A 25503-nucleotide genomic window follows, 5' to 3' on the forward strand; every position below is an offset into this window, starting at 1 on the left:
AATGTTCGATTGTTCATTTTAATGATTAACCCGTTTCACCGCAAGCGCGGTCAGGCGACGAGGGAAACCCCATGAAAGCGAAAACGCGCGGCGCGGCACAAATGATCCTCGCCATGATGATTTCTGGCACCGTCGGTTGGCCGGTGCTGGTGTTAGGGCAGCCGCCCGCCACGGTGGTATTTTGGCGCTGCGCGTTTGGCTCGATGGCGATGCTGGCCACCTGCGCCGCGCTCGGCCAGTTAAAACAGGGTGCGATCAACCGGCGACAGCTGGCCTTCGCCATCCTGGGCGGCATCGCGCTGGTGCTCAATTGGACGCTGCTGTTTGCCGCCTATGCGCATGCTTCGATCGCCGTCGCCACCGTCACCTACCATGTGCAACCGTTCATGTTGGTGGCGCTGGGGGCGTTGCTGTTCGGCGAAAAGCTGACGATCAATCAGTTGGGCTGGCTTGTGCTGGCGTTTGCGGGGATGGTGCTGATGGTCACCGGCCGGCAAAGCGGCGGCGACAGCGGTGATTACCTGCTCGGCGTGGCGCTGGCGCTGGGCGCGGCCCTGATGTACGCCATTGCGGCGGCGATTGTCAAACAGCTGGCCGCGCTGCCGCCGCAGCTGATCGTGTTGATTCAGTTGACCGTCGGCGCCTTGGCGATGGCGCCGTTCGCCGGTCTGGCCCACCTTCCCGCAGAACCGACCGATTGGCTGCTGCTGGCGACCATCGGACTGGTGCATACCGGGGTTATGTCCACGTTGCTCTACGGCGCTATCCAGAAAATCCCCACCTCTCTGGTCGGCACCCTGTCGTTTATCTACCCGGCGGTGGCGATCGTGGTGGACTGGGCGGTGTTCGGCCATCGCCTCAGCCTGCTGCAGCTGCTGGGTACGCTGGCCATTCTCGGCGCGGCGGCGGGCATGATGTTCAATAAACGTCCATTCACCCACAGACCTGGCCCCCTCATTAACGGCAGCCGAACCCGTCATCGTGACGCAGAAAATAAGTGAACATAAACGAATGCCAAGGGCGATTTTTGTCTAACCTTATTATCGACGCCGTCATTCAGTATATTTAATCCATGCTAATTATTAATCTTGCCAATAATTAGATTATTTATCTTGCGTGTGGAGAAATATCAATATGAGCAATACCGGTGAAACATTAATTAATGCCATTGTCAGCAATCGTTTTCTGATGGCAATAAACAATTGCCCGGGCGTTCCCGCCCAAATGAGCCGGGCCGTTTATGGTAAAACGCAAGACGACAGCGGAGCCGGAACCACGATCGAAAATAACCGTGATATGCAAAAGAATATCAATATCGCGCTGGGCTTTGCTGGGGCGAACTCGGAAACCGCCGTTTGGCATTTTATGATTGGCCCTCCCGTACACCATTTTGTGGTGATCCCCTGGTACCAGCATACGGCGCCGCACGGACGGGTCTACACCGTATTTATGGCCTACGAGAACCGGTATTCGGTTGGCGACTATGTTCAGCATACGCCGCCGGCACCTTCTGCGGTGAAAGGCTACCGTACCCTGTGGAGCGTCACCGACCTGGGGCAGATGTTTACCGATTTGTTGACCAGCGGCACGGCGTGGCAAGCCTATTTCGGTGCGGTGGGCGCAGCGCAGGCCAATAAAATAACCTATTGGAAATATAAGGTAACGTCGTTAGATTCCGCCGTGGCCAACGTCAACAAATATCGCTAATCCCGCTCGCCGGGCAAGCTATGCACAATAAGGCATTCGCCTTGTGCCAGGCGCGGTGTTATTTATTTACACCGTGTAGGGTAGAAGGAGTGTTCTATGTGGCATCACCGCCTGCAACGGCGCATTCGTTTCAGCTATTGGAACGAACTGTGCGTCACAAAAAATAAGGGAAGGCTTGCGCCTTCCCTTTTGCCATTTAGCGCTCAGATCAGAAGCGGTCGGTTTTCACCACCTCGTCGAACGGCAGCTTGCCGATGCGCGGATAAGGTTGCCCCGCCGCCTTGCCGATGGCGACCATCAGTGCGATCTGATAATGCGCCGGTTTATTGATAATCTCACCCACGGCGTCGAAATCAAAACCGTCCATCGGGCAAGAGTCGTAGCCTTGAGCCTTGGCCGCCAGCATCAGCGTCTGGGCGAAAATGCCGCTGCTGCGCATGACTTCGTCGCGCTGCACCTGCGGCTTGCCGCGATAGTACTGATCGACGGCCGGGATCATAAACTGTTGTACCGGCTCCGCCGCTTCGGCCCAGACGTTTTTTACCTGTGATTCCCAGCTCGACAGATCGCCGCACAGCACGACCAGCATCGACGCGTCGGTCACCTGCGCCTGCCCCCACGCCGCCTCGCGAATTTTCTCGCGCTGCGCGCGATCTTCGATCAGCAGCGGGCGCCAATGCTGCAGGTTGAAAGCGCTGGGCGCCCCCTGCAGCGCGATGGTCAGCAACGCTTTTTTCTCTTCGAACGTCATCGCGTGCTGCGTATCGAACTGCTTGGTGGCGCGGCGCTGGCGGATCGCATCTAACGTATTCATTTTATTACTGCCTCTATCCATGTGAAAACGCCTATTGTCGCCAACCCGGCGCGGCTGTCCAGCCCCCGGCGGCTATTTCTGCGCGGTTTCGGCGCGCAAACGGCCGACCTCCGCCTTCAAGTCAGGCCACGGCGACTGACCGGCGTAGTGCTGCCGCAGGTAGTTGAGCAGTATGGCGATCTGCGCGTCATCCAGGTTATAGCGGAAGCCCGGCATATAGCCCAGTTCGGCGTTGGCCGGCCGCTGTATGCCATCCAGCACCACGCGAATGGCGTTGTCCGGCGTGGCGGCGAACAGGTTGGTATTCAGCGCCAGAGACGGCCGCACCCCCGCCATCTGCGCGCCTTTCTCCTGCGCATGGCAAGCCATGCAGGCGCCGGAAAACAGCCGTGCCCCTTGCGAATTCAAGGGCTCAACCTGGCGCTCCGCCTGGGCGTTCAAGGCTGCCGCCGTCGCGCCCGACGCCGTTTCAGGATGATAGCTGCGCAGATAGACGGCGATCGCCTGCAGATCGGCCTGCGGCAAGCGTGACATCCCTTCTTCGATCACCGGCGCCATCGGGCCGGCGGCGACGCCGTGGTTGGCCGAGTAGCCGGTGCGCATGAAATCGACCAGATCCTGCTGCGTCCAGACGAGCGGCGCAGGCGAGCGAGCGGTCAACGCCGGCGCTGTCCAGCCTTCCGCCACTCCGCCCGCCAGGTGATCGGCGCCGGTTTTCTCACCGAACAGCACGTTGCGCGGCGAATGGCAGGCGCTGCAGTGCCCCAGCCCTTCGACCAGGTAAGCGCCGCGGTTCCAGTCGGCGCTCTGAGCAGGATCTTCCTTCATCGCGCCCGGCGTCAGGAACAGCCAGTTCCAGGCGAAGATGCCCTGACGAATATTGAACGGGAAGTGCAAATCGGTGGCCGGCGGCCGAGATTTCACCGCTGGCTGCGACATCAGGTAGGCGTACAGCGCCTGCAGATCGGCGTCGCTGGTGCGGGTAAAGGCGGTATAGGGAAACGCCGGATAGAGATAGCGCCCCTGCCGATCGACGCCGTGCCGCATGGCGCGCTCAAACGCCGCGTAGCTCCAGCTGCCGATGCCGGTTTCCACGTCCGGCGTGATGTTGGTGGTGTAAATGGTGCCGAACGGGATCTCCATCGCCAGCCCGCCGGTATTGCGCTCGCCGCCCGAGCGGGTATGGCACACCGCGCAGTCGCCGAGATCGGCCAGCGTTTTGCCGCGCGCGATCTGCGCCTGGCTGAAGCTGTGCGTCGCATTGGCGGCAAGCGGCGCGATTTCCGGCTGCCAGCTGGCGACAACGCCGGCCACCACAACGGCGAGCACCGTTACGCCGCCCCATCCGGCGATCTTTTTCATCTTGTTCATGATTGCTGTCCTTGTTCGTGACGGGGTTTAGTGACCGGCCTGAGCACGCAGCGCGGCCAGTACGCGTGCCGGCGTGAACGGCACCTCGCGCAGGCGCACGCCGAGCGCGTCAAACAGTGCGTTGCCAATCGCCGCCGCACTCGGCACCGAGGCAGACTCTCCGGCGCCCATCGGCGCTTCGTCCGGACGGTCGATCAGTTGGATATCGATCTGCGGCAGTTCGTCAAAGCGCAGGATGGGATACCCTCCCCAGTCCAATGACGTCACGCCCGTCTCGTTGAAGGTCACGAACTCTTTCAGCACCCGGCTGGCGGACTGGATGATGTTGCCATGCACCTGATGGCGCACCCCGGCCGGGTTGATCATGCGACCGCAGTCGTGCGCCACGAAGACTTTATCGAGCGTGATCTGCCCGGAAAGGCGATTGACGCGAAGATCGCACACCCAGGCCGCCCAGGCGGCGCCAAAGCCAGGGAATTTGCTGTGGAAATAGCGCGCATAGGCGAAGCCGCGGCCGCTCACCACTTCGGCGCCGGCGGCGCGCGACCGGTGCGCCGGGCCGTCTTGCCAGTTCGCCTGCCGCTTCAGGGCCTCGATCAGGGCCACCGCGCGCGGATCGTTCAGATAACGCAGGCGGAAGGCGATCGGATCCTCGCCGGCACGCCAGGCCAGCTCGTCGATCCAGGATTCGTGAGCGAACACGTTGGGCAAGGCCGATACGCCTCGCATCCACGACGCCCGTACGATCGGCGCAGCGTCCTGACAAATCACCCGCATGTGCGGGTAGTCGTATTGCGGAATGGCGGTGCGATCGCCCATTTGCTGCACATCGGCCCGGTTGGCCACTTTGCCGGTTAACACCAACGGCAGGGTCACGGCGTTGTTGGAGGGATAGCTGGTTTTCAGCTCGTAGGCCGCCACCCGGTTTTGCGCGTCCAGACCGCCGCGCACCCGGATCAGCTGGCCGGTGCCCTTCGGCTCCCAGCCGGACTCCTGTTCGCGCATCAGCTGTACCCGCACCGGGCGACCGGTCGCCCGCGCCAGCAGGGCCGCGTCCGCCGAAACGTCATCGGCGCAGTTGCGGCCATAGCAACCGGAGGCCTCCATGCGGGTGATGTGCACCTGCTCGGACGGCAGCTCGAGCAGCCTGGCGATGTCTTTGCGCAGATCGTGCGGATTTTGCGTGCCAGACCACACCTGCGCCCGCCCGTCTTTAACGTCGGCGACCGCGCAGGAAGGGCCGATCGAGGCGTGCTGATGGTAGGGCCAGACATAGTCTGCCCGCACTTCGGTATGCAGTGCCGCCAGCGCGGCGTCCGTGCCCGCATCGTCGCGCAACACGCGGTCGTTTTTCGGATTGGCCTCCAGCGCGGCGGGCAGCGCTTCAGGCGACAGATCCGGCAACCCGGCCCAGGATTTCCATTCGGTTTTCAGCTGGCGCATGGCGGCGATCGCCTGCTCTTCGCGCTCGGCCACGATGCCGATGAAATCGTTGATCACCACCATTCTCACGATGCCCGGCAGGTGCGAGATCGACCCTTCATCCACTGACAACAGGCCGCCGCCCAGCGGCGCGCTGCTGTCTGCGCCCACATAAGGTGGGCGCACCACCCGGCCATGCAACATGCCGGGCAGGCGCAGATCGTGCACATAGGTCAGCGCGCCGCTCACTTTGGCCGGAATATCGACCCGGGCGACGGCGCGGCCGACATAACGGTTCTGTTGTTCGCTGTTCAGCTGAACATTTTTATCCAACGCGACGTGCAGATTCTGCCCGCTCGCCAGTTGCGCATAGCTCAACGATCGCCCCGGCTGTTGCGTCACAAACACGTGGCCGGCCGCCGTCGTCAACTGTTCGGCCGGCAGTTCGAAAGCCTTGGCCGCCAGCGCCGTCAGCATGTGGCGCACCTGCGCCGCCGCCTGCCGCAGCGGCACCGACGTCACCTGAATGGTGGCGCTGGCGATGGTCGGCCCCTGATCCGGCGTGCGTTGCGTATCGCCAAGGATCATCGTCACTTGCTCGAACGGCACGCAGATTTCATCGGCGACGATCTGCGCCAGCGCGGTGCGAATGCCGGTGCCCAGATCGACGTGGCCGTTGAATGCCGTCACCCGCCCGTCGGCGGTGAGGCTGATAAAGCTGTCCACCCTGTCCAGCGGCAGATCGGCGGGCGTTGAGGCGGGTTCGGCGGCGAAGGCGTTAAACGATGCGGGCAGCAGGCTGCTGACCATCACCACACCGCCGGCCTGCAGCAGCTGTCGGCGGGTCAGTTCGAGACGGCTCATGCTTGCCTCCGCGCTGCCAGCAGTTCGCGAGCGCGTTCGGCGGCGCGCAAAATCTCAAGATGGGTGCCGCAGCGGCACAGGTTATAGGCCAGCTCTTTCTTGACTGCCTGTTCGTCCGCCTCGGGTTCACGTTCGAACAGCGCGACCAGCGTCATGATCATGCCGTTGGCGCAGTAGCCGCATTGCGCCGCCTGCTCATCGATAAATCCCTGCTGCACCGGATGCAGCGCTTCCGATGTTCCCAGGCCCTCCAGCGTGGTGACCGATTGGTTGCCTACCGCGGACAGCGGCATTGAGCAAGAACGTGCGGCGACGCCGTTGAGCAGCACCGTGCAGGCGCCGCACTCCCCCAGGCCGCAGCCGTATTTGGGGCCGTTCAATTGCAGATCGTTGCGTAACACGTACAGCAGCGGCGTATCGGGCGAGACGTCGCCGAGTGGAACCACTCGGCCGTTAACATTGATTTCCATGGTGAAACTATCCCTCAAATTAACGGATTTAATCCGTAGCATCGTTGCCATGAGCAGCCAGGCAAGATATTTATCATTATCGTCAAAAGACCTGATAATGTTAAGGGAATGTAGCCGTGACGGCTTTAACGAAAAGTGGGTATTTTCTATAAATTTCCTATAGATAAGCCCGGTTTTATGGTTGCCCGCCGTGATTATTGTCGTTCGTCAATCCGGCTTCGGCACCGTCGACCAGCAGCCTGACGCCCGCCTCGAACAGCCTGTCTGCGCCCTTCTCCTGCAATCCTTCCCAGCCTTCGCACAGCAGCGGGTAACGCCGACGGTCGGCCTCGTTCAGCGCGTCGTCAGGCTGCATTTGCTGTTCTTCCAGCACCCAGCCCACCACGAAGCGGCCAACGGCGAACAGCAGGTTAACCGCGCGTTCCGGCGTAAATCCCGCCCGGCACAACAGTGCCACCTTGGCCTCGATGATCGCGAACTGCGGTTCCTGCGGACGGGTGCCGGCATGCAGGCGCGCACCGTCGCGGTAAGCCAGCAACGCGCGGCGAAAGTTGACCGCGTTGGCGGTGACCCAGGCTCGCCAGGGCATGTCAGCGGGCATCTCTTCACGGTGATCCAGCATGATGGTTTCCGCCATCGCCTTCAGCAGCTCGGCCTTGTTCTTGAAATGCCAATAAAGCGTGGGCGATTGTACGCCCAGATGTTGCGCCAGACGGCGGGTGCTCAGGGCGTCGATGCCGATGTCATTCAGCAGCTCCAGCGCCCCGCGCAGCACGGTTTCGCGCGTTAAACGCGCCGCGGTATTTTTTTCGCTCATCTCTCTATCACTGATAGGGTAACTGTGGAATACTCATTACTCTATCACTGTTAGAGTCACGATTTTGAAAAAACCTATGCTGGTTATTTTGTTGACGGTGCTGCTGGATGCGGTGGGCATCGGTCTGATCATGCCTATCCTGCCGGCGCTGTTGCGCTCGCTGGGCGGTCTCGATGCCGGCAGCGTGCATTACGGCGCTCTGTTGGCGGCCTATGCGTTGATGCAATTCCTGTTTTCACCAATCCTCGGCGCGCTGAGCGATCGTTTCGGCCGGCGCCCGGTGCTGTTGATTTCGCTCGCTGGCGCGGCGGCCGACTACCTGCTGATGGCGTTCGCGCCGACGCTGGCCTGGCTCTATCTGGGCCGGTTGCTGGCGGGCATCACCGGCGCCAACATGGCGGTCGCCACCGCCTATGTCACCGATATTACCCCTGCCGGCCAACGCGCGCGGCGTTTCGGCCTGGTGGGTGCCGTATTCGGCGTCGGCTTTATCGTCGGCCCGCTGCTCGGCGGCTCACTGGGCGAATGGCATCTGCATGCCCCCTTCCTGGCGGCGGCGGTGATGAACGCCATCAACCTGGCGTTGGCGTTTTTCCTGTTGCCCGAATCGCGTAAACCCAGCTCCCGCACCGCCGAGAAAATCCGGCTTAATCCCTTTTCTTCATTGCGGCGATTGCACGGCAAGCCGGGCCTGCTGCCGCTGGCCGGCATTTACCTGATCATGGCGCTGGCCTCTCAGGCGCCGGCTACGCTGTGGATTTTATACGGTCAGGATCGCTTCGGCTGGAGCATGATGTTGGCGGGCCTGTCGCTGGCCGGTTACGGCGCCTGCCACGCGCTGTCGCAGGCCTTTGCCGTCGGCCCGCTGGTCGCACGGCTCGGCGAGCGCAAGGCGCTGCTGATCGGCCTGGCCGCCGACGCGCTGGGCATGCTGCTGCTGTCGATCGCCACGCGCGGCTGGGCGCCGTTCGTCCTGCTGCCGTTGTTTGCGGCGGGCGGCATGGCGTTGCCCGCGCTGCAGGCGCTGATGGCGCACAAGGTGGACGACGACCATCAGGGCGAGCTGCAGGGGACACTGTCCAGCATGGGCAGCCTGATCGGCGTCGCCGGGCCGCTGGTAGCGACGGCGCTGTACGCCGCCACGCGCGATGTCTGGCCCGGCCTGGTCTGGGCGCTGGCCGCCGCCCTGTATCTGCTGGCCCCGCCGCTGCTGGCACGTTCGCGCGCCAGGGATATGGCGCCGTAACTTTGCCAATCTTTAGCTTTGGAAAGCAAAAACCGGCATTTTGCCGCCGGAATAAGCTGACCTATGCTGACACTGTGTGATGAAACGCGTTTTCATGGCATGTCTTCCGGAACGTTTTGCTTTAATTTGTTCGTCGTGAACTCTGGGCCGCCCCTGACTGGTGCGGCTTTTCTTTTGCTTCGGCAGTGCCAGCGGCGGTGAATTTTGCTATGTTAACCTGCAGATAAGCTTCCCGTTTCCAGCCGCCGGACCGACTCATGTTCACCCATAAAGCAATCGCCGAGCTCAACGCCCTGGAGCTGATGGTTTATAACTACGTCAGCAAACACAAAAATCAGGTGATGTACATGACCATCCGCGAGCTGGCGGAGGCCGCCGGCGTGTCCACCACCACCGTGCTGCGGTTTTGCAAAAAAATGGGCTGTGACGGCTATTCGGAATTTCGCATCCGTTTCAAACTGTACCTCGAGCAAAGCGACGCGCCGCCGATCGATTCCGGCATCGGCGAAATCCTCAGCTTTTTTAAAAGCGTCAGCAACGAAGAGTTTAATCAGCTGATCGATCAGGCGGTGCAGCATATCGCCGCCGCCGAGCGAATTATTTTCGTCGGCATCAGTACGTCAGGCGCATTGGGGAAATATGGCGCGCGTTTCTTCTCCAACGTCGGGAAATTCAGCACCCATATCGACGATCCTTATTATCCGGTCAACAGCGATATGTATAAAAACGCGGTGGCGATCATGCTGTCGGTCTCCGGCGAGACCGAAGAGATCCTGCGGTTGGCGAGCCAGTTCAGCCTGCACCACTGCAAAATCATCAGCATCACCAACAACGAAACCTCTTCACTGGCGCGGCTGGCGGACTTTAACCTCTCTTACCACGTTCCGCAGCATTTGATCGGCGGCCATCATAATATTACCACGCAGATCCCCGTGCTTTACATTATTGAAACCATCGGTAAACGGCTCGGGCATATTAATTCGGCAAAATAAAACAGGCTGTTTTTTTATTGTGACAAATCACTTTTCACGGTGATTTGTTATATCGTGACATTTCTTTCGGTATTGGTACTCTATTCTCAACGCAGCGTGATTACCCTTCATTAAATAAACCGATGAGACATTGACGATGAAACAGTTGCCGAAGGATTTTCTGTGGGGGGGCGCGGTCGCCGCGCACCAGGTTGAAGGCGGTTGGGATCGGGGCGGCAAAGGCCCAAGCATCGCCGACGTGCTGTCCGGCGGTTCGCACGGCGTCGATCGCGTGATGACCGACGGGGTGCTCGATGGCTACCGTTACCCCAACCATGAAGCGGTGGACTTCTACGGCCGCTACAAACAAGACGTGGCGCTGTTCGCCGAGATGGGGTTCAAATGCTTCCGCACCTCGATCGCCTGGACGCGCATCTTCCCGAACGGCGACGAAACGGCGCCGAACGAAGCCGGCCTGCAGTTTTACGACGATCTGTTCGATGAGCTGCTGAAATACGGCATCCAGCCGGTGATCACCCTGTCCCACTTCGAAATGCCTTACCATTTGGTGAAAACCTACGGCGGCTGGAAAAACCGCCGGGTGGTGGAGTTTTTCGTGCGCTTTAGCGAAGTGGTGATGCGCCGCTACCGCGAGAAGGTGAAGTACTGGATGACCTTCAACGAGATCAACAACCAGAGCAACTACCGCTACCCGCTGTTCGGCTACTGCTGTTCCGGCGTGGATTACACCCAGGAAGACAATCCGGAGCAGGCGCTGTATCAGGTGTTGCACCACCAGTTCGTCGCCAGCGCGCAGGTGGTCAAACTCGGCCATCAGATCAACCCGGAGTTCAAGATCGGCTGCATGCTGGCCTGCGTGCCGTTCTATCCTTATTCCTGCAAGCCGGACGACGTGATGTACGCCGTGGAGGCGATGCACCAGCGCTATCTGTACACCGACGTGCAGATGCGCGGCTACTACCCAAGCTATCTGCTGCGCGACTGGGAACGCAAAGGGCTGAAGATCGAGATGCAGCCGCAGGACGCCCAGATCCTGCGCGAGGGCTGCACCGACTACATCGGCTTCAGCTATTACATGAGCAACGCGCTGCAGGCCAACGCGGTGGAAGGCAGCGACGGCATGTTCGGTTTCCCGGGCAATGTGCCGAACCCGCACGTCAAGGCCTCCGACTGGGGTTGGCAGATCGATCCGGTCGGGCTGCGCTACTCGCTGAACGTATTGTATGAACGCTACCAGAAGCCGCTGTTTATCGTGGAAAACGGCTTCGGCGCCTTCGACAAGGTGGAAGCGGACGGCCAGATCAATGATGACTATCGCATCGACTATCTGCGCGCCCACATCGAAGAGATGAAAAAAGCGGTGATTGAAGACGGCGTGGATCTGATCGGCTACACCCCTTGGGGCTGCATCGACTGCGTGTCGTTCACCACCGGTGAGTACAGCAAACGCTACGGCTTTATCTACGTCGATAAACACGACGACGGCACCGGTACGCTTGAGCGCTCGCGCAAGAAGAGCTTCGACTGGTACCGCCGGGTCATCGCCAGCAACGGCGAACAGCTGTAACGGCGCGGCAGACGATCAGGGGCGATGTTCGCCCCTTTTTTATTGCGCCTTATTCCGCCGTCTGCCCGGCGGTGAGGTACTTCGCCATTTCCACCGGCGGCACCATGCCGCCGCCGGTCGCCCACACCAGATGCGTCGCCTGCGCCAGACTCTCCGCGCTCACGCCTTGCCCGCTCAGTGGTTGCGCATTGGCCGCCATGCGCCACGGCCCGGCCATGCCGGCCAGCGCGGACGGCTCCAACTGGATATGTTCGTGCCGATCCAACAACCCGAGCAACGCGAACATCTCCTCGTCGCTCAGGGTGTAAAACGCGCTCAGCAGGCGTTCCATCGCCCGGCCGACAAAGCCGGAGGCGCGCCCCACCGCCAATCCGTCCGCCGCTGTGCGGTTGTCGATGCCGAGATCTTGCACCGCAATCCCGTCATGCAGCCCGCTGTAAACCCCGAGCAGCATGCAGGGCGAATGGGTCGGCTCGGCGAAAACGCAGTGAACGTGATCGCCGAACGCCAGCTTGAGGCCAAACGCCACGCCGCCCGGCCCGCCGCCGACGCCGCACGGCAGATAAACGAACAGCGGATGCTGCGCGTCCACCACGATGCCCTGTTCGGCGAACTGCCGCTTCAGGCGGCCGCCGGCCACCGCATAACCGAGGAACAGGGTTTGCGAGTTTTCATCGTCGATAAAGAAACAACGCGGATCGTTCGCCGCCTGTTTGCGGCCCTGCTCCACCGCCACGCCGTAATCTTCGGCGTATTCCACCACCGTCACGCCGTTGTCGCGCAGCTTCTGCTTCTTCCACGCCCGCGCATCCGCCGACATGTGCACGCTGACGTCAAATCCCAGGCGGGCGCTGATGATGCCGATGGATAATCCCAGATTGCCCGTCGATCCGACGGCGATACGGTATTGGCTGAAGAACTGACGGAACTCGTCGGAAAACAACCGGGCGTAGTCATCACCGGTCTGCAGCAGCCCCGCCTCCAGCGCCAGCTTCTCCGCGTGCGTCAGCACTTCATAGATGCCGCCGCGCGCCTTGATTGAACCGGAGATCGGCAGATGACTGTCCTTTTTCAACAGCAGTTTCCCACCCAGAGTTTGCCCGTAGCGGCGATCCAGCGCCTGCTGCATGGCGGGGATCGCCACCAGTTCGGATTCGATGATCCCGCCAGTGGGCTGGGTTTCCGGGAAGGCCGCGGCGAGATATGGCGCAAAGCGCGCCAGGCGCTGCTCGGCTTCGACCACGTCGGCGGCGCTCAGCCCGACATGAGGCAGCCCTGCGGCCAGCGTGGTCGCACGCGGATTGAACCAGGTGATCGGCTCAAGAGCAACCATGCGTTGCAGCAGCGGATGCTGCGCGATCCACGGTTGAATCTGTGATTGGTGCATAAGTGTCCCTGACTGAGTTGGCATTGCCGTCACCATGCCGCGAACGCCGGCGGCTGACAAATGATAAATTCTGCTCTTGAGATGCAACAGATTGATGCAAACCCGGCGCTACCCGGCGGCGACGCCAAACAACATGCCGACGCCGGAGGAGACCGCCATCGCCAGGGCGCTCCAGATGAGGATGCGCGCGACGCCCGGCAAGATCGGCGCCCCGCCGGTTTTTGCGGCGATGCCGCCGAGCACGCCGAGGGAAATCAGCGCCGAGACCACCAGCGCCGGCCGCGTCCAGTCGAGCGGCGCCCACAGCGCCACCAGTAGCGGCAACAGCGCGCCGAGGGAGAAACTCAGCGCCGACGCTAACGCTGCCTGCAGCGGCCGGGCGCGCGTGGCGGAGGAAATGCCCAGCTCGTCGCGCGCATGCGCCTCCAGCGCATCGTGCGCCATCAGCTTTTCCGCTACCTGCCGGGCCAGCGCCGGATCCAGGCCGCGATGCACGTAGATTGACGTCAGTTCACGAAACTCCCCCGGGTAGTCTTCAAGCAGCTCCGCCTGCTCCTCAGCCAGGGCAGCCTTTTCGGTATCCGCCTGCGACGATACCGACACATACTCGCCGGTGGCCATCGACATCGCGCCCGCCACCCACCCGGCGACGCCGGCGATCATCAACGCGGAATGCGAGGCGCTGGCCGCCGCCACGCCCAGCAGCAGGCTGGCCGTTGAGACAATGCCGTCGTTGGCGCCGAGCACCGCCGCCCGCAGCCAGCCGATGCGCTCAATACTGTGCCGCTCTCGGTGCATCCGTTCTCTCCTTCTCGATCTTGCCGCTAGTCTCGCGCCGCCGCTTCCAGGCCGGCGATGTCGATTTTGCCCATCAATAGCATCGCTTCCGTCACCCGCCGCACGCGGGCGGCGTCAGGGTCGTTCATCAACTCCGTCAGACGCCGCGGCACAATCTGCCAGCACAGCCCCCAACGATCGCGCAGCCAACCGCACTGCTCCGCCTCGCCGCCTTCGCTCAGCGTATCCCACAGCCGGTCGACCTCCGCCTGATCGTCGCACTCCACCATCACGGAGAAACTGTGGTTGAACGGATCCAGCGGCCCGGCTTCGATCGCCGCGTAGCGCTGGTCGCCCAGGGTGAAGGAGGCCAGCTTCACGCTGCCGGCCGGGCCGCTCGGCGTATCCGCCGGCAGATCGGAAAACCAGTTCACGGACGAACCGGGAATCAGCGCGACATAGCAGTTCAGCGCCGCCTCCATGTCTTTTTCAAACCACAGATGTTGCGTAATTCTGGCCATCTGCGCCTCCTTCACTCATCAAGGATTGGCGCGAACCCGCCAAAGATCATGCGCTTGCCGTCAAACGGCATCTCGCCCAGCGCCTTCATGCGCGGATCGCTCATCATTTTCTCGTTGGCGGCGTCGCGCACCGCCTTGGAGGGATACTCGATCCAGCTGAACACCACCACTTCGCCTTCCTGCGCCTTCACCGCGCCGCGAAAGTCGGTCAGTTTGCCGTCGGGCACATCATCACCCCAACACTCCACGATGCGCGTGGCGCCAAACTCTTTGAACAATGGCACCGTTGCAGCCGCCAACCGGTGATACGCCTCCTTGTTGGCGGCCGGCACCGCCACCACAAACCCGTCGATGTATTTCATCCTGGCATCCTCTTGTCTGTTTAAGGACAGTCGGTTTAACGCAGGCGGAGTTGCCTGCACCCCCTACCAGTTTAGACGGCGGGGGCGCTGCGCGGATCGCAAGTTAGCGGCCGGGGGCCGGCGGCGGGTAAGACTCAGGCGTGGCGACCCGGTTGCGGCCGGCATTTTTTGCTTTGTATACCGCCAGATCCGCCAGTTTCAGCAGATCCGCCAGGCTATGGCCGGAACCGCCCGTACAGGTCACCATGCCGATGCTGACGGTGATCTGCAGCGGATGGCCGGCCGGCATGGTGATCGACTCCGCTTCGATGCGTTGCCGCAGCCGTTCGGCCAGCTGCAATCCCTGCTGAGGCTGGCCGAGCGTCGAGACGATGGCAAACTCTTCGCCACCCATGCGGCCAAATAGATCATTGACGCTCAGATCGGCGGCGATCGCGCGGGTAAAAGCCATCAGCGCCTGATCGCCGCCGGCGTGGCCGAAACGGTCATTAATCGATTTGAAATAGTCGATATCGAGCATCATGACGCAAACCAGCTCGCCTTTTTGGTCAATCACCCGTTCGCCGCGCTGCATAAACGCATTGCGCGTCAACACATGCGTCAACGCGTCGTGATTCGCCACATGCTCCAGGGTGCGCAACAGCGCATTGCGCGCATAGTTCATGCTGGCGACGGCGATCGGCCCCAGCGCCAACAGCGCAATGCCCAAACGCATCGACACCGCGTTCTGCAACACCTTCATATCGAGCGTCGTGCTCAACAGCCCGAAATCGATCGCCAGATGGCACCACAGCACATAAACCAGCACCGCGATCATGGTGCTGAACAGTGAAAAGGACATCGCCAGCCACAGCAGCACCGGCATTGGAAAGATCACCGCGCCGGGCCCGCCGATCAGCACGCTGCAAACCGCCGCCAGCGCCAGCAGCGCCAACACCGCAAGTTTTTGCCCCGCCTGCGGCCATTGGCTGCGCTGCATCAGCATGGCGCAAGCCGCGCGCAGGCGATGTCGCCAATCGATGGGAAACACCAGAATGAACGGCATCAGCGTGACGTAATTGGTGAATTCGGACGAGAACCACAGCGCCAGGGAGGTCAAATAGGGTCTGCCGAACAGCCACTGAGAGGCGACGGCGCCCGCCACGCCGGTGACGGCAGCGGCGGCCAGGCAGATGCCGAACAGATACATGCTGGAGGCGCCGCGCTGCAACATGCGCGCCGGTGGCGACAGCCGCATGAACAGCCAATACCCTGCCACCACGCCGGAAAGATTGGCGGCATTCAACAGCAGCGCCTTTTCCAGCGAACTGCCGGTCAACAGGTCCGCCGCCAGATAGCCCAGCACCGCCATGCCCCAGCCGGCGCAGGTGGCCCACTGCGGGCGGCGCACCAAAACGGCCAGCAGCACGGCGTTTACCGGCCAGAATATCGCCAGAAAGCTGCCGGGACGGCTCACGATACCCAGCAGGCACAGCGCAAACACCAGCAAAAAGATGAGGGTCGCGGGCCAGATTTTACGGGTATCGGACAACGGGATGGTTTGCATCTTGGATCCAGAGACTTTCGCTAGCGTAAAGTGACAGTCTTTTCGCGTCACAACCGTCGAACAAGGAGAACACACACGGCCGACCCGGCTATATTGCCAGTTTTGCCAGCGCGGGCATCTGTTTATTCATCAAGGGAAAATATATTTGTGTATCAATATATTGACGGCAACCAGCTACCAGACGCAGAAACTGCCGAAACGCTGCCGTCACCTCGATCTTTGTGGCCAATCCGGCGAATTTATACCGGCAAAACCGCCATGCTTTTCACTGATGGCAAAATAAAATCTTGCAATGCGCGAAGGGCGCCAACTTCCTCTATCTAATTTCATCAAATGATAATTATAATGATAATCGTTACTATTTATTATTTTACCATGGAATGATATGCGCCAGTCAGTTCTTCGCCACCCCTACAAAAGCAAAAAAAATCCCATTCTGCGTACGCTGCCCCTGTTTGCCGGCCTGTTTCCCGCCCTGACGATCGCCGCCGTGACCGACGCTAAATCGGAGGAGTCCATCACAGTAACCGCCGCCCCGCTGCCTGCCGGCAGCTATAGCGCCGATACCGCTTCGACCGGCAGCAAAACCGCAGCGCCGATCGCCGAGGTGCCGCAATCGATCAGCGTTGTCACCTCTCAGGTGATTGACGACTTCCAGGTCAAAAGCGTCAATGACGCGATGAAGTTCGTCAGCGGCGTCACCCAGGGCAACACACTCGGCGGCACCGAGGACGGCTTTGTCAAACGCGGTTTTGGGGTCAACTCCGACGGTTCGGTGTTCATCGACGGCGTACGCAGCAACCAGGGGTTGAGCATGGACGCCACCACCGAACGCGTCGAGGTGCTGAAAGGCTCCGCTTCACTGCTTTACGGTATCCTCAGCCCTGGCGGCATCATCAATCTGATCGGTAAAAAACCGCAGTATGACTGGAACACCCGCATCAGCGGCGCCACCAACAGCTTTGGCGGCGGCAGCGGCAGTGTCGATGTCACCGGCCCGCTGGGCGGCGGCTTCGCCTTTCGCCTGATCGCCGAACGTCAGCACGCGGATTACTGGCGCAACTTCGGCAGCGACGAACACACGCTGCTCGCCCCCTCGCTCAGTTGGTTCGGCGACAAAGCCTCCTTTAACATCGCCTACAGCGAATATAAATACGACATTCCTTACGATCGCGGCACCGCATTTATCGACGGTAAACCGGTCGATGTGCCCTACAACCGCCGGCTTGATGATTACGCCAACCGCGCCTGGGGCAAAAACAAACGCCTGAGCGCCCATTATGAATACGCGCTGGACCCGATCTGGACCACCCGCGTCAACTACGCGTGGCTGCAGCGCCGTTACGACAGTAACGAAGTGCGCGCCACCGCCGTCGATACCACGACCGGCATCGTTTCGCGCCGCGCCGACGCCAACCGAGGCTTTAATCACCAGACCCACTACTACTCGTGGGATCTGACCGGCTCGCCGGAGGTATTCGGCATGCAGCATGACCTGCTGCTGGGCGTGGACTACGAGAAAAACCAGACCTATAAGGCGTATTCCTATCGCGGCAAGGTGTCGAAGACCTTCAACATGTACGATCCGACGTATGGCGAAACGCCTGTCACTGACAGTACGACCTACAGCGACGCGGCGAGCAATCTGCGCGCCACGCTGTTCAGCCGCTCTCTGTACGCCAAGGACAGCATTCATCTCACCGAGCGATGGATCGCGGTGCTGGGCGCGCGCTATCAGTCGTATTATCAGAACAACAGCAACGGTTTCCGGCAGCCGAAAAATACGCTCAATGACAAAGATGACCAGTTCTTGCCGCAGGCGGGACTGGTGTATAAGTTGACGCCGAGCCTGTCGCTGTACGGCAACTACAGCCGTTCCTTCACGCCATCCACCGCCATCGACGACAATGGCAACGTCGCCACGCCGGAAACCGGCACCACTTATGAAGTGGGCGGCAAATGGCAAGTCACCCCGGCGTTTGACGCCACGCTGGCGCTCTATCGCATCGATGAAAGCAATATGTCGATCTTTATCAACGGCGTGACCCGCAGCATTCCCAAAGCGCGCTCCACCGGCGTCGAACTGGAGTTGAACGGCGAAGTGGCGCGCAACTGGGATCTCACCGCCAACTACAGCTACGACAAGACCGAAATCGTTGAAGACAATCTCAACCCGGCCAACGTCGGCAATCGGCTGGTCAACGCCCCGACCAACATGGGCGGCCTGTACCTCAGCCACCGCATGACGTTGCCGGTGGTGCCCGGCGAGGTGCGCGTTGGCGGCGGCGCACGCTACGTCGGCCGCCGCGCCGGCGATCCGGAGAACAGCTTCACCATGCCGGCCTATACCGTGGCGGATGCGTTTGTCGCCTGGGACAGCAAACTGTTGGGGAAACATACTCAGCTGAAGCTGAATGTGAAAAACCTGTTCAACCGCGAATATTATGCCTCCAGCGCCGGCAATTTACGCGTGATTGAGGGGGAACCGCGCAGCCTGAGCCTGCAGGCGACGGTCGATTTTTAACCTGCCGATTGTCGGGCGCCGTTTGGCGCCCGTATTCATTTCACCGGGTGTCAAAGCGCCTTGCGATACATCACAAATCCGGGACGATCCGCCACCTTGTCATACAGCAGCATCGCCGTCTGGTTGGTTTCATGGGTATTCCAATAGACGCGCGGCAACCCCAGCTGCTGCGCACGCTCGTAAACCGCCGCGATCAGCGCCCTCGCCACCCCTTTACCGCGCACCGCCTCTGCGGTGAACAGATCCTGTAGATAGCAGTTGGGCTGCAGCTGAATGGTGCTGCGGTGCAGAAGATAGTGCGTTAATCCAACCACCTGCCCCTGATGCTCGGCGACTAGCGCGTACATCGGCTCGTAGGCGTCGAAAAAACGCCGCCAGGTGGTTTGCGTCACCTCGTCCGGTAACGCCGTTGCCCCCTCCCGGCCGTAAAAGGCGTTATACCCCTGCCACAGCGCCAGCCAGGCGGCGTAATCCCGTTGTTCCTGCGATCTGACCACGATGCTTTCGCTCATGATGTCCTCTGCGATGATGTAAAAATGCCCGCCTCCAGCATAGAACAGCAAACGTCAACGCGCAGGCCACGGCGCCACATTGAGGTCTGCGGCCGGAGCCGTACATACTCGCAATCGGTGCATCCGCGGCAATGGGCACCACCCATTCAGAAAATATGTAGCGTCAAATGCCGAACAACAGCAATGCCCAGCCACGCTATTTCATTTTCTGACTGTCGAACGTTTCTTGACAAAACATCATCAGTATCCGTCATTTGAAAATAACATGCAAAACACAACGTACTTTACCATGCAATTTTATTATTTCCGCCATGCGGAATAAATTCCATCAGGAGTATCTATATTGTGTTGAAGTAATGCAATTCCATGAGCAGGGTTCTGCATATATTCCGCGATGTAGGAAGGTTCTACTGAACTTTCAATTTTGAATATATCATAAGCCAGCCCCAATAAAACCTCTACAATCAATCCTGGCCCAGTCAAAGCCGAAGTTACACAATAATTTTTTGTTATTAATTCAGTTCTCCACGTTAGAAGCCTGCTCAGATAAAGCTCTGCTTCACCACCGGTATAACAACTGAATATACAGTCATTACTTTCTAAGAATCGATATCTTTTCTTCATGACCATAAGGATTATTTTTATCGCCTTTGATCTTTTATGAGATGACATGAAGTTATTAAAATAGACGCCATTTAATCTCTTGAGTGTGCCCAGAGCGAGCAGATTCTTATAAACATACATATTCCCTAATGATGGGATCATATCTAAAGAAAAATTAGAAATATCTTGTCTGATGAGTCTATTTATTGTTTCAAATCTGTCAGCATCCACACTCAACTCTTGTGCATCGAAATCAACCGCATCTTTAGTCAAAATACCATCTAAGCCAATCTTGTTTAAAATTAATTTTGTTTTAAACAGAAGAAATGAATCACTCTCTATGATTCTTTCTTTTTCTATATATTTATTAAGGCTGCAATATATATCATTAGTACATGGGAGTGTATCAATGTCTATATACACTCCTCCATATTGATAGATAATTAAAAGCCTAACAATGTCGCTTGCACTAGCAAGATTACATCTCAATATGATTTCGTAATAATAATATTTCATAAAATCATCAAGGTCAGCACAGAAAATATCCGCTATGTTCTTTTTTATAACGCCTCGTTTTTCGAACCATGAACATTTGATTTTTTTCTCCATCCTCTGATAGGGAATTTTATTCTTGTCTAAGAATTCAATAACCAGGTCATCAAATGTAAACCCTTCTTTTATCTTTGGGTATATATAATTAAAAGCAGAATTTTTTATTTCCAATTCAAGCTCTAACTTATCTTTAACTCTTTTTGTGTTGACGAAGTCAATTATGGCAGTATTGAGAAGTTTGCACAGTGAAGAATCGCTGTCGCACCAAAAAAACACATCCTTATCTTTGTTTGTTTTTTGCCATATTTCAATGTAATGCGCTTTTACTTCATTTAAATCACCAATCCATAAAAAATGCAGGACATTTGGAACTAATGATTTATCTATCGTTGACAACTTCATTTTCAACGCTATCATTTAGGCCTCCATGCAAAGTTAGTTATAATACCATTTGATTATCTTATTAGTTAACTGAAAAGATAGACTATGGCCATAATAATAATGCAAACAGAGCAAAATAATAGATTGCCTGAAAAATCCCTCAGTGAATCCAAGTAATCATTACTGCTTTTATTTAGTTTGATAATCGCATCGCTTTCGTTTTCAGCATCTACTTCAACATGATGCCTTCTGAATCCCTGTTGCTTCATATCCTTAATAACTTTTTGTGTGACCATTTCCTTTGTCATAACTATTGTCTTGTCACTTTTTATAAAGACAATATACCTATTCATCATGCCACCTATAAAGCACAGAATTTTACTTCTGTGCCAAGATTATATCTATTAATTAGCGCTTAGTACCTGACTCTCTGCTCTCTCTCGGCCCAGTACCATTTCCGCCGTAACCATTTCCTGCAGCCATTGAATTACCATTTCCCCAGAAGCCGTTAGCACCAGAACCACTTCCATACGGGCTATTTTGTGACAAGAATGATTGAAGCCCACGATCACCTCCGTTATTGTTGCCACTATTTGTAGAACCATAGCCACCGTTATCAGAAGATCTTTTCCCACTACCGTCACGGTCCTGCCACCCACCAGATACGGCATCGAGTTGGCTACTTAAAATTTTTTTCATGAACTCTCTCCTTGAATTGTTCAGGTTTGCAACCATCAAAAATGGTTGAATTTCATACTATCCCTGTACGACCAGCAAAAAAAATTAAATGTCATTAAATTATGATGCTTGTCACATGGATTTTCACACCGCTATAGGAAATTAATCCAACGTTCATTTTCAGGAGTAAATAATCATCGACACCAAGAATAGTTCCCCCTAGCACTCATTGAATGCTTTAATATTCCACTAATTGATTCGTTGAATATTTTATTAATTTTTATCACATTTAACCACAGTTACAAACGCCGCAGAATCAATCGAAAAAATATCATTAAAATGGAAATCAGCGATTGGCTAGAATGGTTTATTTCCTATGCGATCGCTCTTCACTTGCCACTATTACCGAAAACACAGGCACCAGCGAGAAAATCCAGCAGCGCGCGGTTGAACAGCGCCGGCCGCTGCAGGGGCGCGAAGTGGCTGACGCCCGGCAGCGTCACCAGGCGAGCGCCGGGGATGCTGTGGCTCAGGTAGACGGCATGTTCGGCGCGGATAAACTCATCGTGTTCGCTGTGCACCACCGTCACCGGCACGCGAATAGCCGCCAGATCCTGCGCGGTATAGTTCGGCTGGCTGCTCATCATCAGGCTTACGGCGGCGACGAAGGGAGCGAAATCTTCCGGCGTCGGTGACAAGGCGGCATAGTCTTGCGCATGGCGCGCAAAGCAACGTTCGACGATCGGGCTGGACGACGGCGGTTTAACCCCGCTGGCGTCCATATTGCAGCCGAAGAAAAAAACGCCGGGCACCCGCTCGGGTGCCCGGTGGGCAGCGATAAGCGCGACGCAGGCACCGTCGCTCCAGCCCACCAACGCGGCACGCGGGATGCGCAGCGCCGTCATCACCGCCAACAGGTCATCGGCCATCCGATCGTAACGATACGGCCGTGCGTCGCGCGTGCTGCGCCCGTGGCCGCGGCTGTCGATGACCAGCACGTTATAGCCGGCAGCCAACAGCGCCGGCAGTTGATAGCCCCAGTTGCCGCTGTGGCCCAGGCCGCCGTGCAACAGGATCACCGTCGGTTCGGTGCCATAGGCGGCATACCAGATACGCGCGCCGTCATGCTCGATATCCCCCTGTCGGGCACCGGGCGGCAATGCCGGCGCGCCTTGCGCGGCAAAACGCGTTAAATCGTCGTCGGTTGGCATTTTTCCCCCTCATTCGTCGACGTGGTGCGGCGAAACGGCATCAGAGGAGTATAGATCGCACCGTAAAGCGGTGCCGTTCGCTTTCCCGACATATACTTAAATCAGGAATCGCAATGGAGGACGGTGAGATGAAAAAGATAACGCTGGTGTTCTTGATGCTGATGTTGAGCGGTTGTATCGGCGGCGGCGGCGGCCCGTCGAATGCGCCGCCGGCGTCGCCGAATGAACCCTACACCTGCAGTAACTCCGGCGCCAACAGCGACTGCTCGCAATCGGTTGAGCCGTCAATGTATTAACCGCGTTCGGCGGGCCGTCGCTGAACGGCCCGCCGCCTTAACGTTGAACTACGAAGAGTGCTCCTCTTCGTTCGCCTGATATCGCGTCGCCTGCTGCTTCATGAATACCACCTCCTGCGGGCTGGACAGGCTCACTTCCTGGGCGCGCAGCAGCTTGAGGATGTTGAACAGCAGTTCGCTCTTGGTGGCGCCGACCATGCGCGGGCTCGGCACGTAGCCGGTCACGCTCAGGATAATGCCGTCCGGCCCCAACTGACTGAAGCGCACATAAGGCGCCGGCGTCTCCAGAATGGTTTCGTACTCGTTATAGGCACTGAGCAAGATATTGCGCACCTGTTCCGGATCGATAGAGGTCGGGAACGTCAGCGCGATGGTCACCACCCCTTGCGCATTGCCCATGGTGGCGTTGCGCACGTTCTGCGAAATCAGCTGCGAGTTGGGCACGATCATGGTGGAGCGGTCGCTGAGCTGAATCTCGGTGGCGCGCACGTTGATGCGACGCACGTCGCCCTCCACGCCGCCGATGCCGATCATATCCCCCACCTTCACCGGGCGTTCGGTCAGCAGGATCAGGCCGGAAATAAAGTTCTTCACGATCTCCTGCAAGCCGAAACCGATACCGACCGACAGGGCGCTGACGATCCACGCCAGGTTGCTCCACTGAATGCCCAGCGCCGCCAGGGTGATCAGAATCACCAGCACATAGCCGATATTGCTGAACAGCGTCACCAGCGAGGCGCGAATGCCGACGTCCGAGATGGTCTTCGGCAGCAGTTCAGAACCCAACCAGCGCCGTACCGCGCGCAGAATGTAGATGCCGATCGCCAGGCAGATCACCGCGTTGAGCAGGTTGCCGGGCACGATGTTGAAACGCTGCAACCCTTCGCCGGTCAGGATGGAGACGATTTTCTCCATCAGCGTACCCGGCGTGGTGCTGCCGAACGAGCCGTTGAACAACGCGACGATCATCAACAGCAGCAGTGAACATTTGGCCAGCGCGGTGGTGATGATCGACATCTGCTCCAGGTGGCGATCCTTGAAGCTGAGCGTTTTCTTCAGCATCTTGCCGCTGACGGTCTGCGGCGAAAACAGCGCGGCGCAAAAGTCGGTGGCGAACAACACCATGAAGTAGAACGCCATCAGCACCAACACTACCCAAATCAGCTGGTAGGTCAGGAAGCGAGCGAAGGCGATGTAGCCGATCAGCAGTGAAAACAGGATCACCACCGAGCACACCAGGGTGACGATATGCACCAGCCCGCCGACCAGCGTGCGTTTTTCCAGGTGCGCGCCCTGCTGTTCCAGACGGCGGCGAATGCGCTGGCCGCGCAGCGGCGCCGCCAGCAGCACCATGCCGATCAGCCCCGCCACCAGACCGTTGCCAAAGATGGTGGTGGCCAATGAGGCGCTGACGACGTTGTTGATCAGCTCTACGGTGCCGAACGCCAGCGCCAGGCCGGCCAGCAGCGGCGAGAAGTAGCGCAGCCCGGCGGCCACTTCGTTATCCATGGAAGCCAGACGCCACGACGGACGATTCAGCGACAGCGCCGCGCGCCCCAGCCCGGCGATCATCGCGCAGAAGATCCCCAAACGGTTAAAGCCTTCGGCGAAATCTTCAAGCATCACCGGCAGCGGTTGTACGCGAACGAAGACGTAATACAGCAGGTTTAACGCGATCGAGGTGGTGAACACCGTCACCGCCACGGTGACGATAGCCATGAAGCTGCGGCGCAGGCGTCCGTCAGGCAAGAAGCGAATGCTGACCCAGGCAAGGAAACGCTCGGAGAAATAACGTCCCCAGGACCAGACAATCACCGCCAGCGCCAGCAGCGCCAGCGTGCCGTAACGCCACTCCTCCTGCCAGCTGGCGTCCCAGGCCGCTTTCATCTCGGTGTTGAACTGATCCAGCCGCTGCACGTCATCCGCTGACGGCTGCACCACCGGCGCCCAGAACTTGATGCCCAGAATACTGCCGGTATTCAGCGCCAGTTGGGTTTTAAACGCTACCCGGCGCAGATCGCTGATCTGTTGCCCCAGGTCGAATGCGCTGGTCTTGATGGCCTGCGCGCGCTTTACCGCATCGTCGAGCTGTTTCTTGCTGTTGTTCAGCGCATTGCGCTGCTGGGCGACCGCCGGGGTTTCCGGCAGCGCGCCGGCGACCGGTGCCGGCCCCAGAACGTCCAGCTGCGCCTGCAGCTTTTCCTGCAGCGGCTGCAGATCGGTAGACAGTTTGTCCATGCCGGCGACCAGATCGTCGGTCGCCAACCGCAGCTTGCTGAGCTGGGTGTCGGTGGTGGCTTTGGAAACCAGCTGCTTCATGCTGTCGAGCTGCTTTTGCGCGGCTTTCAGCTGCGTGGCGGGATCGGGCGCGCTTTCGGCGGCGGGATCATCCTGGGTGGCGGCGACGGCGCCGAGCGGCGTGAGCTGCAAACCCAGCAGCAATAACAACAACAGCAGGAACGGGCGAGGCTTTAACATAAATTCAGTGCTCAGCATCATTATCTGATAGACAGACCAACAGGCGGCGGATGAACCGTCGCTTAACCATAAACGCTAATTATAATAGCTGCTTCATGTCGGCCGAAATACAGTAATTATTCCCATTGTGTGCCATGCGCCCCGGAGGTCTTTAGCCTGCTGATTATTCAGGCGCTTTTACACTGGCGGCGCGGCGCAAAGCGCTCTATACTCCAGCCACCGATTAACCTGCAACCAATAAAAGGAGACTTACTATGCTGACGTGTGAATTGGTTTTTCACTCACACTTCTTTGGTAATCGTCGCCGCTCAAGCATTACCGGTATCGTGCTGCGATAACCCAGCTTGAGCGAAGCTTACTAAAATCCAGGATCTTCCCTCCGGCTTACCGGGTTGTCGTCAGCGA

The 25503-nt window shown here is 58.5% G+C and carries 22 protein-coding genes; 7 read left to right on the forward strand and 15 right to left on the reverse strand.

The annotated features are described in order from the left end of the window. Positions 1-71: 71 nt before the first annotated feature. Together ATE40_RS09105 and ATE40_RS09110 are read left to right on the forward strand one after the other, a co-directional pair. Positions 72-1001, forward strand: coding sequence for a DMT family transporter (locus tag ATE40_RS09105; protein WP_063919497.1), 930 nt, complete (start codon positions 72-74; stop codon positions 999-1001). A gap of 133 nt (positions 1002-1134) precedes the next feature. Next, positions 1135-1707: a hypothetical protein gene (locus ATE40_RS09110; protein ID WP_025159761.1), complete on the forward strand. Its 573-nt coding sequence runs from the start codon at positions 1135-1137 to the stop codon at positions 1705-1707. 208 nt (positions 1708-1915) lie between these two features. Here ATE40_RS09110 and ATE40_RS09115 read toward each other — a convergent pair whose 3' ends face one another. From ATE40_RS09115 to tetR, 5 genes are all read right to left on the reverse strand, one after another. Next, complete coding sequence (locus tag ATE40_RS09115) at positions 1916-2521, reverse strand: nitroreductase family protein (protein WP_063919498.1); 606 nt, start codon at positions 2519-2521, stop codon at positions 1916-1918. 72 nt (positions 2522-2593) lie between these two features. Continuing rightward, positions 2594-3892, reverse strand: coding sequence for a c-type cytochrome (locus ATE40_RS09120; protein WP_063919499.1), 1299 nt, complete (start codon positions 3890-3892; stop codon positions 2594-2596). Between the two features lie 27 nt (positions 3893-3919). Next, positions 3920-6178, reverse strand: coding sequence for a xanthine dehydrogenase family protein molybdopterin-binding subunit (locus tag ATE40_RS09125; protein WP_063919500.1), 2259 nt, complete (start codon positions 6176-6178; stop codon positions 3920-3922). Next, on the reverse strand, positions 6175-6648 hold the full coding sequence (locus ATE40_RS09130; protein WP_019455406.1) for a (2Fe-2S)-binding protein: 474 nt from the start codon (positions 6646-6648) through the stop codon (positions 6175-6177). The genes ATE40_RS09125 and ATE40_RS09130 overlap by 4 nt, the downstream gene beginning before the upstream one ends. Before the next feature lie 175 nt (positions 6649-6823). Then, positions 6824-7465 carry a tetracycline resistance transcriptional repressor TetR gene (gene tetR / locus ATE40_RS09135; protein ID WP_019455407.1) on the reverse strand — a complete coding sequence of 214 codons (642 nt, stop codon included), beginning with the start codon at positions 7463-7465 and terminating at the stop codon, positions 6824-6826. Positions 7466-7529: 64 nt separating this feature from the next. Between tetR and tet(41) the strand changes: the two genes are divergently transcribed. The 3 genes from tet(41) to ATE40_RS09150 all read left to right on the forward strand — a co-directional run bounded on the left by tet(41) (position 7530) and on the right by ATE40_RS09150 (position 11270). After that, entirely contained in the window at positions 7530-8711 is a 1182-nt protein-coding gene (tet(41), locus tag ATE40_RS09140) for a tetracycline efflux MFS transporter Tet(41) (RefSeq protein WP_063919501.1), read from the forward strand. A gap of 257 nt (positions 8712-8968) precedes the next feature. Then, the gene (locus ATE40_RS09145) at positions 8969-9703 is read left to right on the forward strand and encodes a MurR/RpiR family transcriptional regulator (protein WP_063919502.1); all 735 of its coding nucleotides are present in this window, start codon (positions 8969-8971) and stop codon (positions 9701-9703) included. 130 nt (positions 9704-9833) lie between these two features. Further along, positions 9834-11270, forward strand: a complete 1437-nt coding sequence (locus ATE40_RS09150) for a 6-phospho-beta-glucosidase (protein ID WP_025159763.1) — start codon at positions 9834-9836, stop codon at positions 11268-11270. A 49-nt stretch (positions 11271-11319) separates the two neighbouring features. On the opposite strand, the gene ATE40_RS09155 is transcribed toward ATE40_RS09150, so the two are convergent. From ATE40_RS09155 to ATE40_RS09175, 5 genes are all read right to left on the reverse strand, one after another. Continuing rightward, the gene (locus tag ATE40_RS09155) at positions 11320-12657 is read right to left on the reverse strand and encodes a D-serine ammonia-lyase (RefSeq protein ID WP_019455411.1); all 1338 of its coding nucleotides are present in this window, start codon (positions 12655-12657) and stop codon (positions 11320-11322) included. Between the two features lie 108 nt (positions 12658-12765). Next, positions 12766-13455, reverse strand: a complete 690-nt coding sequence (locus ATE40_RS09160; protein WP_063919503.1) for a VIT1/CCC1 transporter family protein — start codon at positions 13453-13455, stop codon at positions 12766-12768. Positions 13456-13481: 26 nt separating this feature from the next. Further along, on the reverse strand, positions 13482-13955 hold the full coding sequence (locus ATE40_RS09165; RefSeq protein WP_019455413.1) for a VOC family protein: 474 nt from the start codon (positions 13953-13955) through the stop codon (positions 13482-13484). Between the two features lie 11 nt (positions 13956-13966). Next, positions 13967-14317: a DUF1428 domain-containing protein gene (locus tag ATE40_RS09170; protein ID WP_063919504.1), complete on the reverse strand. Its 351-nt coding sequence runs from the start codon at positions 14315-14317 to the stop codon at positions 13967-13969. A gap of 103 nt (positions 14318-14420) precedes the next feature. Then, positions 14421-15863, reverse strand: coding sequence for a GGDEF domain-containing protein (locus tag ATE40_RS09175; RefSeq protein ID WP_019455415.1), 1443 nt, complete (start codon positions 15861-15863; stop codon positions 14421-14423). 385 nt (positions 15864-16248) lie between these two features. On the opposite strand from ATE40_RS09175, the gene ATE40_RS09180 reads away from it, so the two are divergent. Then, positions 16249-18387: a TonB-dependent siderophore receptor gene (locus tag ATE40_RS09180; RefSeq protein ID WP_230328907.1), complete on the forward strand. Its 2139-nt coding sequence runs from the start codon at positions 16249-16251 to the stop codon at positions 18385-18387. A 50-nt stretch (positions 18388-18437) separates the two neighbouring features. Here the strand turns inward: ATE40_RS09180 and ATE40_RS09185 are convergent, their stop codons facing one another. The 4 genes from ATE40_RS09185 to ATE40_RS09205 all read right to left on the reverse strand — a co-directional run bounded on the left by ATE40_RS09185 (position 18438) and on the right by ATE40_RS09205 (position 22324). Next, positions 18438-18899 (reverse strand): GNAT family N-acetyltransferase, encoded by a 462-nt coding sequence (locus tag ATE40_RS09185; RefSeq protein ID WP_063919627.1) that lies wholly within the window; start codon positions 18897-18899, stop codon positions 18438-18440. Between the two features lie 300 nt (positions 18900-19199). Then, positions 19200-20471: a TcdA/TcdB catalytic glycosyltransferase domain-containing protein gene (locus ATE40_RS09190; protein WP_063919505.1), complete on the reverse strand. Its 1272-nt coding sequence runs from the start codon at positions 20469-20471 to the stop codon at positions 19200-19202. A 372-nt stretch (positions 20472-20843) separates the two neighbouring features. Continuing rightward, complete coding sequence (locus ATE40_RS09200; protein ID WP_154746232.1) at positions 20844-21134, reverse strand: hypothetical protein; 291 nt, start codon at positions 21132-21134, stop codon at positions 20844-20846. 368 nt (positions 21135-21502) lie between these two features. Then, positions 21503-22324 carry an alpha/beta fold hydrolase gene (locus tag ATE40_RS09205; RefSeq protein ID WP_063919507.1) on the reverse strand — a complete coding sequence of 274 codons (822 nt, stop codon included), beginning with the start codon at positions 22322-22324 and terminating at the stop codon, positions 21503-21505. 128 nt (positions 22325-22452) lie between these two features. Between ATE40_RS09205 and ATE40_RS09210 the strand changes: the two genes are divergently transcribed. Continuing rightward, positions 22453-22620 carry a hypothetical protein gene (locus tag ATE40_RS09210; protein ID WP_230328910.1) on the forward strand — a complete coding sequence of 56 codons (168 nt, stop codon included), beginning with the start codon at positions 22453-22455 and terminating at the stop codon, positions 22618-22620. 48 nt (positions 22621-22668) lie between these two features. Here ATE40_RS09210 and ATE40_RS09215 read toward each other — a convergent pair whose 3' ends face one another. After that, positions 22669-25098: a DUF3772 domain-containing protein gene (locus tag ATE40_RS09215; protein WP_025159764.1), complete on the reverse strand. Its 2430-nt coding sequence runs from the start codon at positions 25096-25098 to the stop codon at positions 22669-22671. Positions 25099-25503 lie beyond the last annotated feature (405 nt).

It is taken from the genome of Serratia surfactantfaciens (genome assembly GCF_001642805.2).
Taxonomy (GTDB): Bacteria; Pseudomonadota; Gammaproteobacteria; order Enterobacterales; family Enterobacteriaceae; genus Serratia; species Serratia surfactantfaciens.

Excerpts from the sequence above, each read along its gene's own strand:
- ATE40_RS09130 (WP_019455406.1), bottom strand. The coding sequence starts at position 6,648 with ATGGAAATCAATGTTAACGGCCGAGTGGTTCCACTCGGCGACGTCTCG.
- ATE40_RS09215 (WP_025159764.1), bottom strand. The coding sequence starts at position 25,098 with ATGTTAAAGCCTCGCCCGTTCCTGCTGTTGTTGTTATTGCTGCTGGGT.
- ATE40_RS09145 (WP_063919502.1), top strand. The coding sequence starts at position 8,969 with ATGTTCACCCATAAAGCAATCGCCGAGCTCAACGCCCTGGAGCTGATG.
- ATE40_RS09180 (WP_230328907.1), top strand. The coding sequence starts at position 16,249 with ATGCGCCAGTCAGTTCTTCGCCACCCCTACAAAAGCAAAAAAAATCCC.
- ATE40_RS09115 (WP_063919498.1), bottom strand. The coding sequence starts at position 2,521 with ATGAATACGTTAGATGCGATCCGCCAGCGCCGCGCCACCAAGCAGTTC.
- ATE40_RS09155 (WP_019455411.1), bottom strand. The coding sequence starts at position 12,657 with ATGCACCAATCACAGATTCAACCGTGGATCGCGCAGCATCCGCTGCTG.
- ATE40_RS09160 (WP_063919503.1), bottom strand. The coding sequence starts at position 13,455 with ATGCACCGAGAGCGGCACAGTATTGAGCGCATCGGCTGGCTGCGGGCG.
- tetR (WP_019455407.1), bottom strand. The coding sequence starts at position 7,465 with ATGAGCGAAAAAAATACCGCGGCGCGTTTAACGCGCGAAACCGTGCTG.
- ATE40_RS09170 (WP_063919504.1), bottom strand. The coding sequence starts at position 14,317 with ATGAAATACATCGACGGGTTTGTGGTGGCGGTGCCGGCCGCCAACAAG.
- ATE40_RS09110 (WP_025159761.1), top strand. The coding sequence starts at position 1,135 with ATGAGCAATACCGGTGAAACATTAATTAATGCCATTGTCAGCAATCGT.
- ATE40_RS09200 (WP_154746232.1), bottom strand. The coding sequence starts at position 21,134 with ATGAAAAAAATTTTAAGTAGCCAACTCGATGCCGTATCTGGTGGGTGG.
- ATE40_RS09165 (WP_019455413.1), bottom strand. The coding sequence starts at position 13,955 with ATGGCCAGAATTACGCAACATCTGTGGTTTGAAAAAGACATGGAGGCG.
- ATE40_RS09105 (WP_063919497.1), top strand. The coding sequence starts at position 72 with ATGAAAGCGAAAACGCGCGGCGCGGCACAAATGATCCTCGCCATGATG.
- ATE40_RS09210 (WP_230328910.1), top strand. The coding sequence starts at position 22,453 with ATGAAAAAGATAACGCTGGTGTTCTTGATGCTGATGTTGAGCGGTTGT.
- ATE40_RS09175 (WP_019455415.1), bottom strand. The coding sequence starts at position 15,863 with ATGCAAACCATCCCGTTGTCCGATACCCGTAAAATCTGGCCCGCGACC.
- ATE40_RS09190 (WP_063919505.1), bottom strand. The coding sequence starts at position 20,471 with ATGATAGCGTTGAAAATGAAGTTGTCAACGATAGATAAATCATTAGTT.
- ATE40_RS09185 (WP_063919627.1), bottom strand. The coding sequence starts at position 18,899 with ATGAGCGAAAGCATCGTGGTCAGATCGCAGGAACAACGGGATTACGCC.
- ATE40_RS09125 (WP_063919500.1), bottom strand. The coding sequence starts at position 6,178 with ATGAGCCGTCTCGAACTGACCCGCCGACAGCTGCTGCAGGCCGGCGGT.
- ATE40_RS09205 (WP_063919507.1), bottom strand. The coding sequence starts at position 22,324 with ATGCCAACCGACGACGATTTAACGCGTTTTGCCGCGCAAGGCGCGCCG.
- ATE40_RS09120 (WP_063919499.1), bottom strand. The coding sequence starts at position 3,892 with ATGAACAAGATGAAAAAGATCGCCGGATGGGGCGGCGTAACGGTGCTC.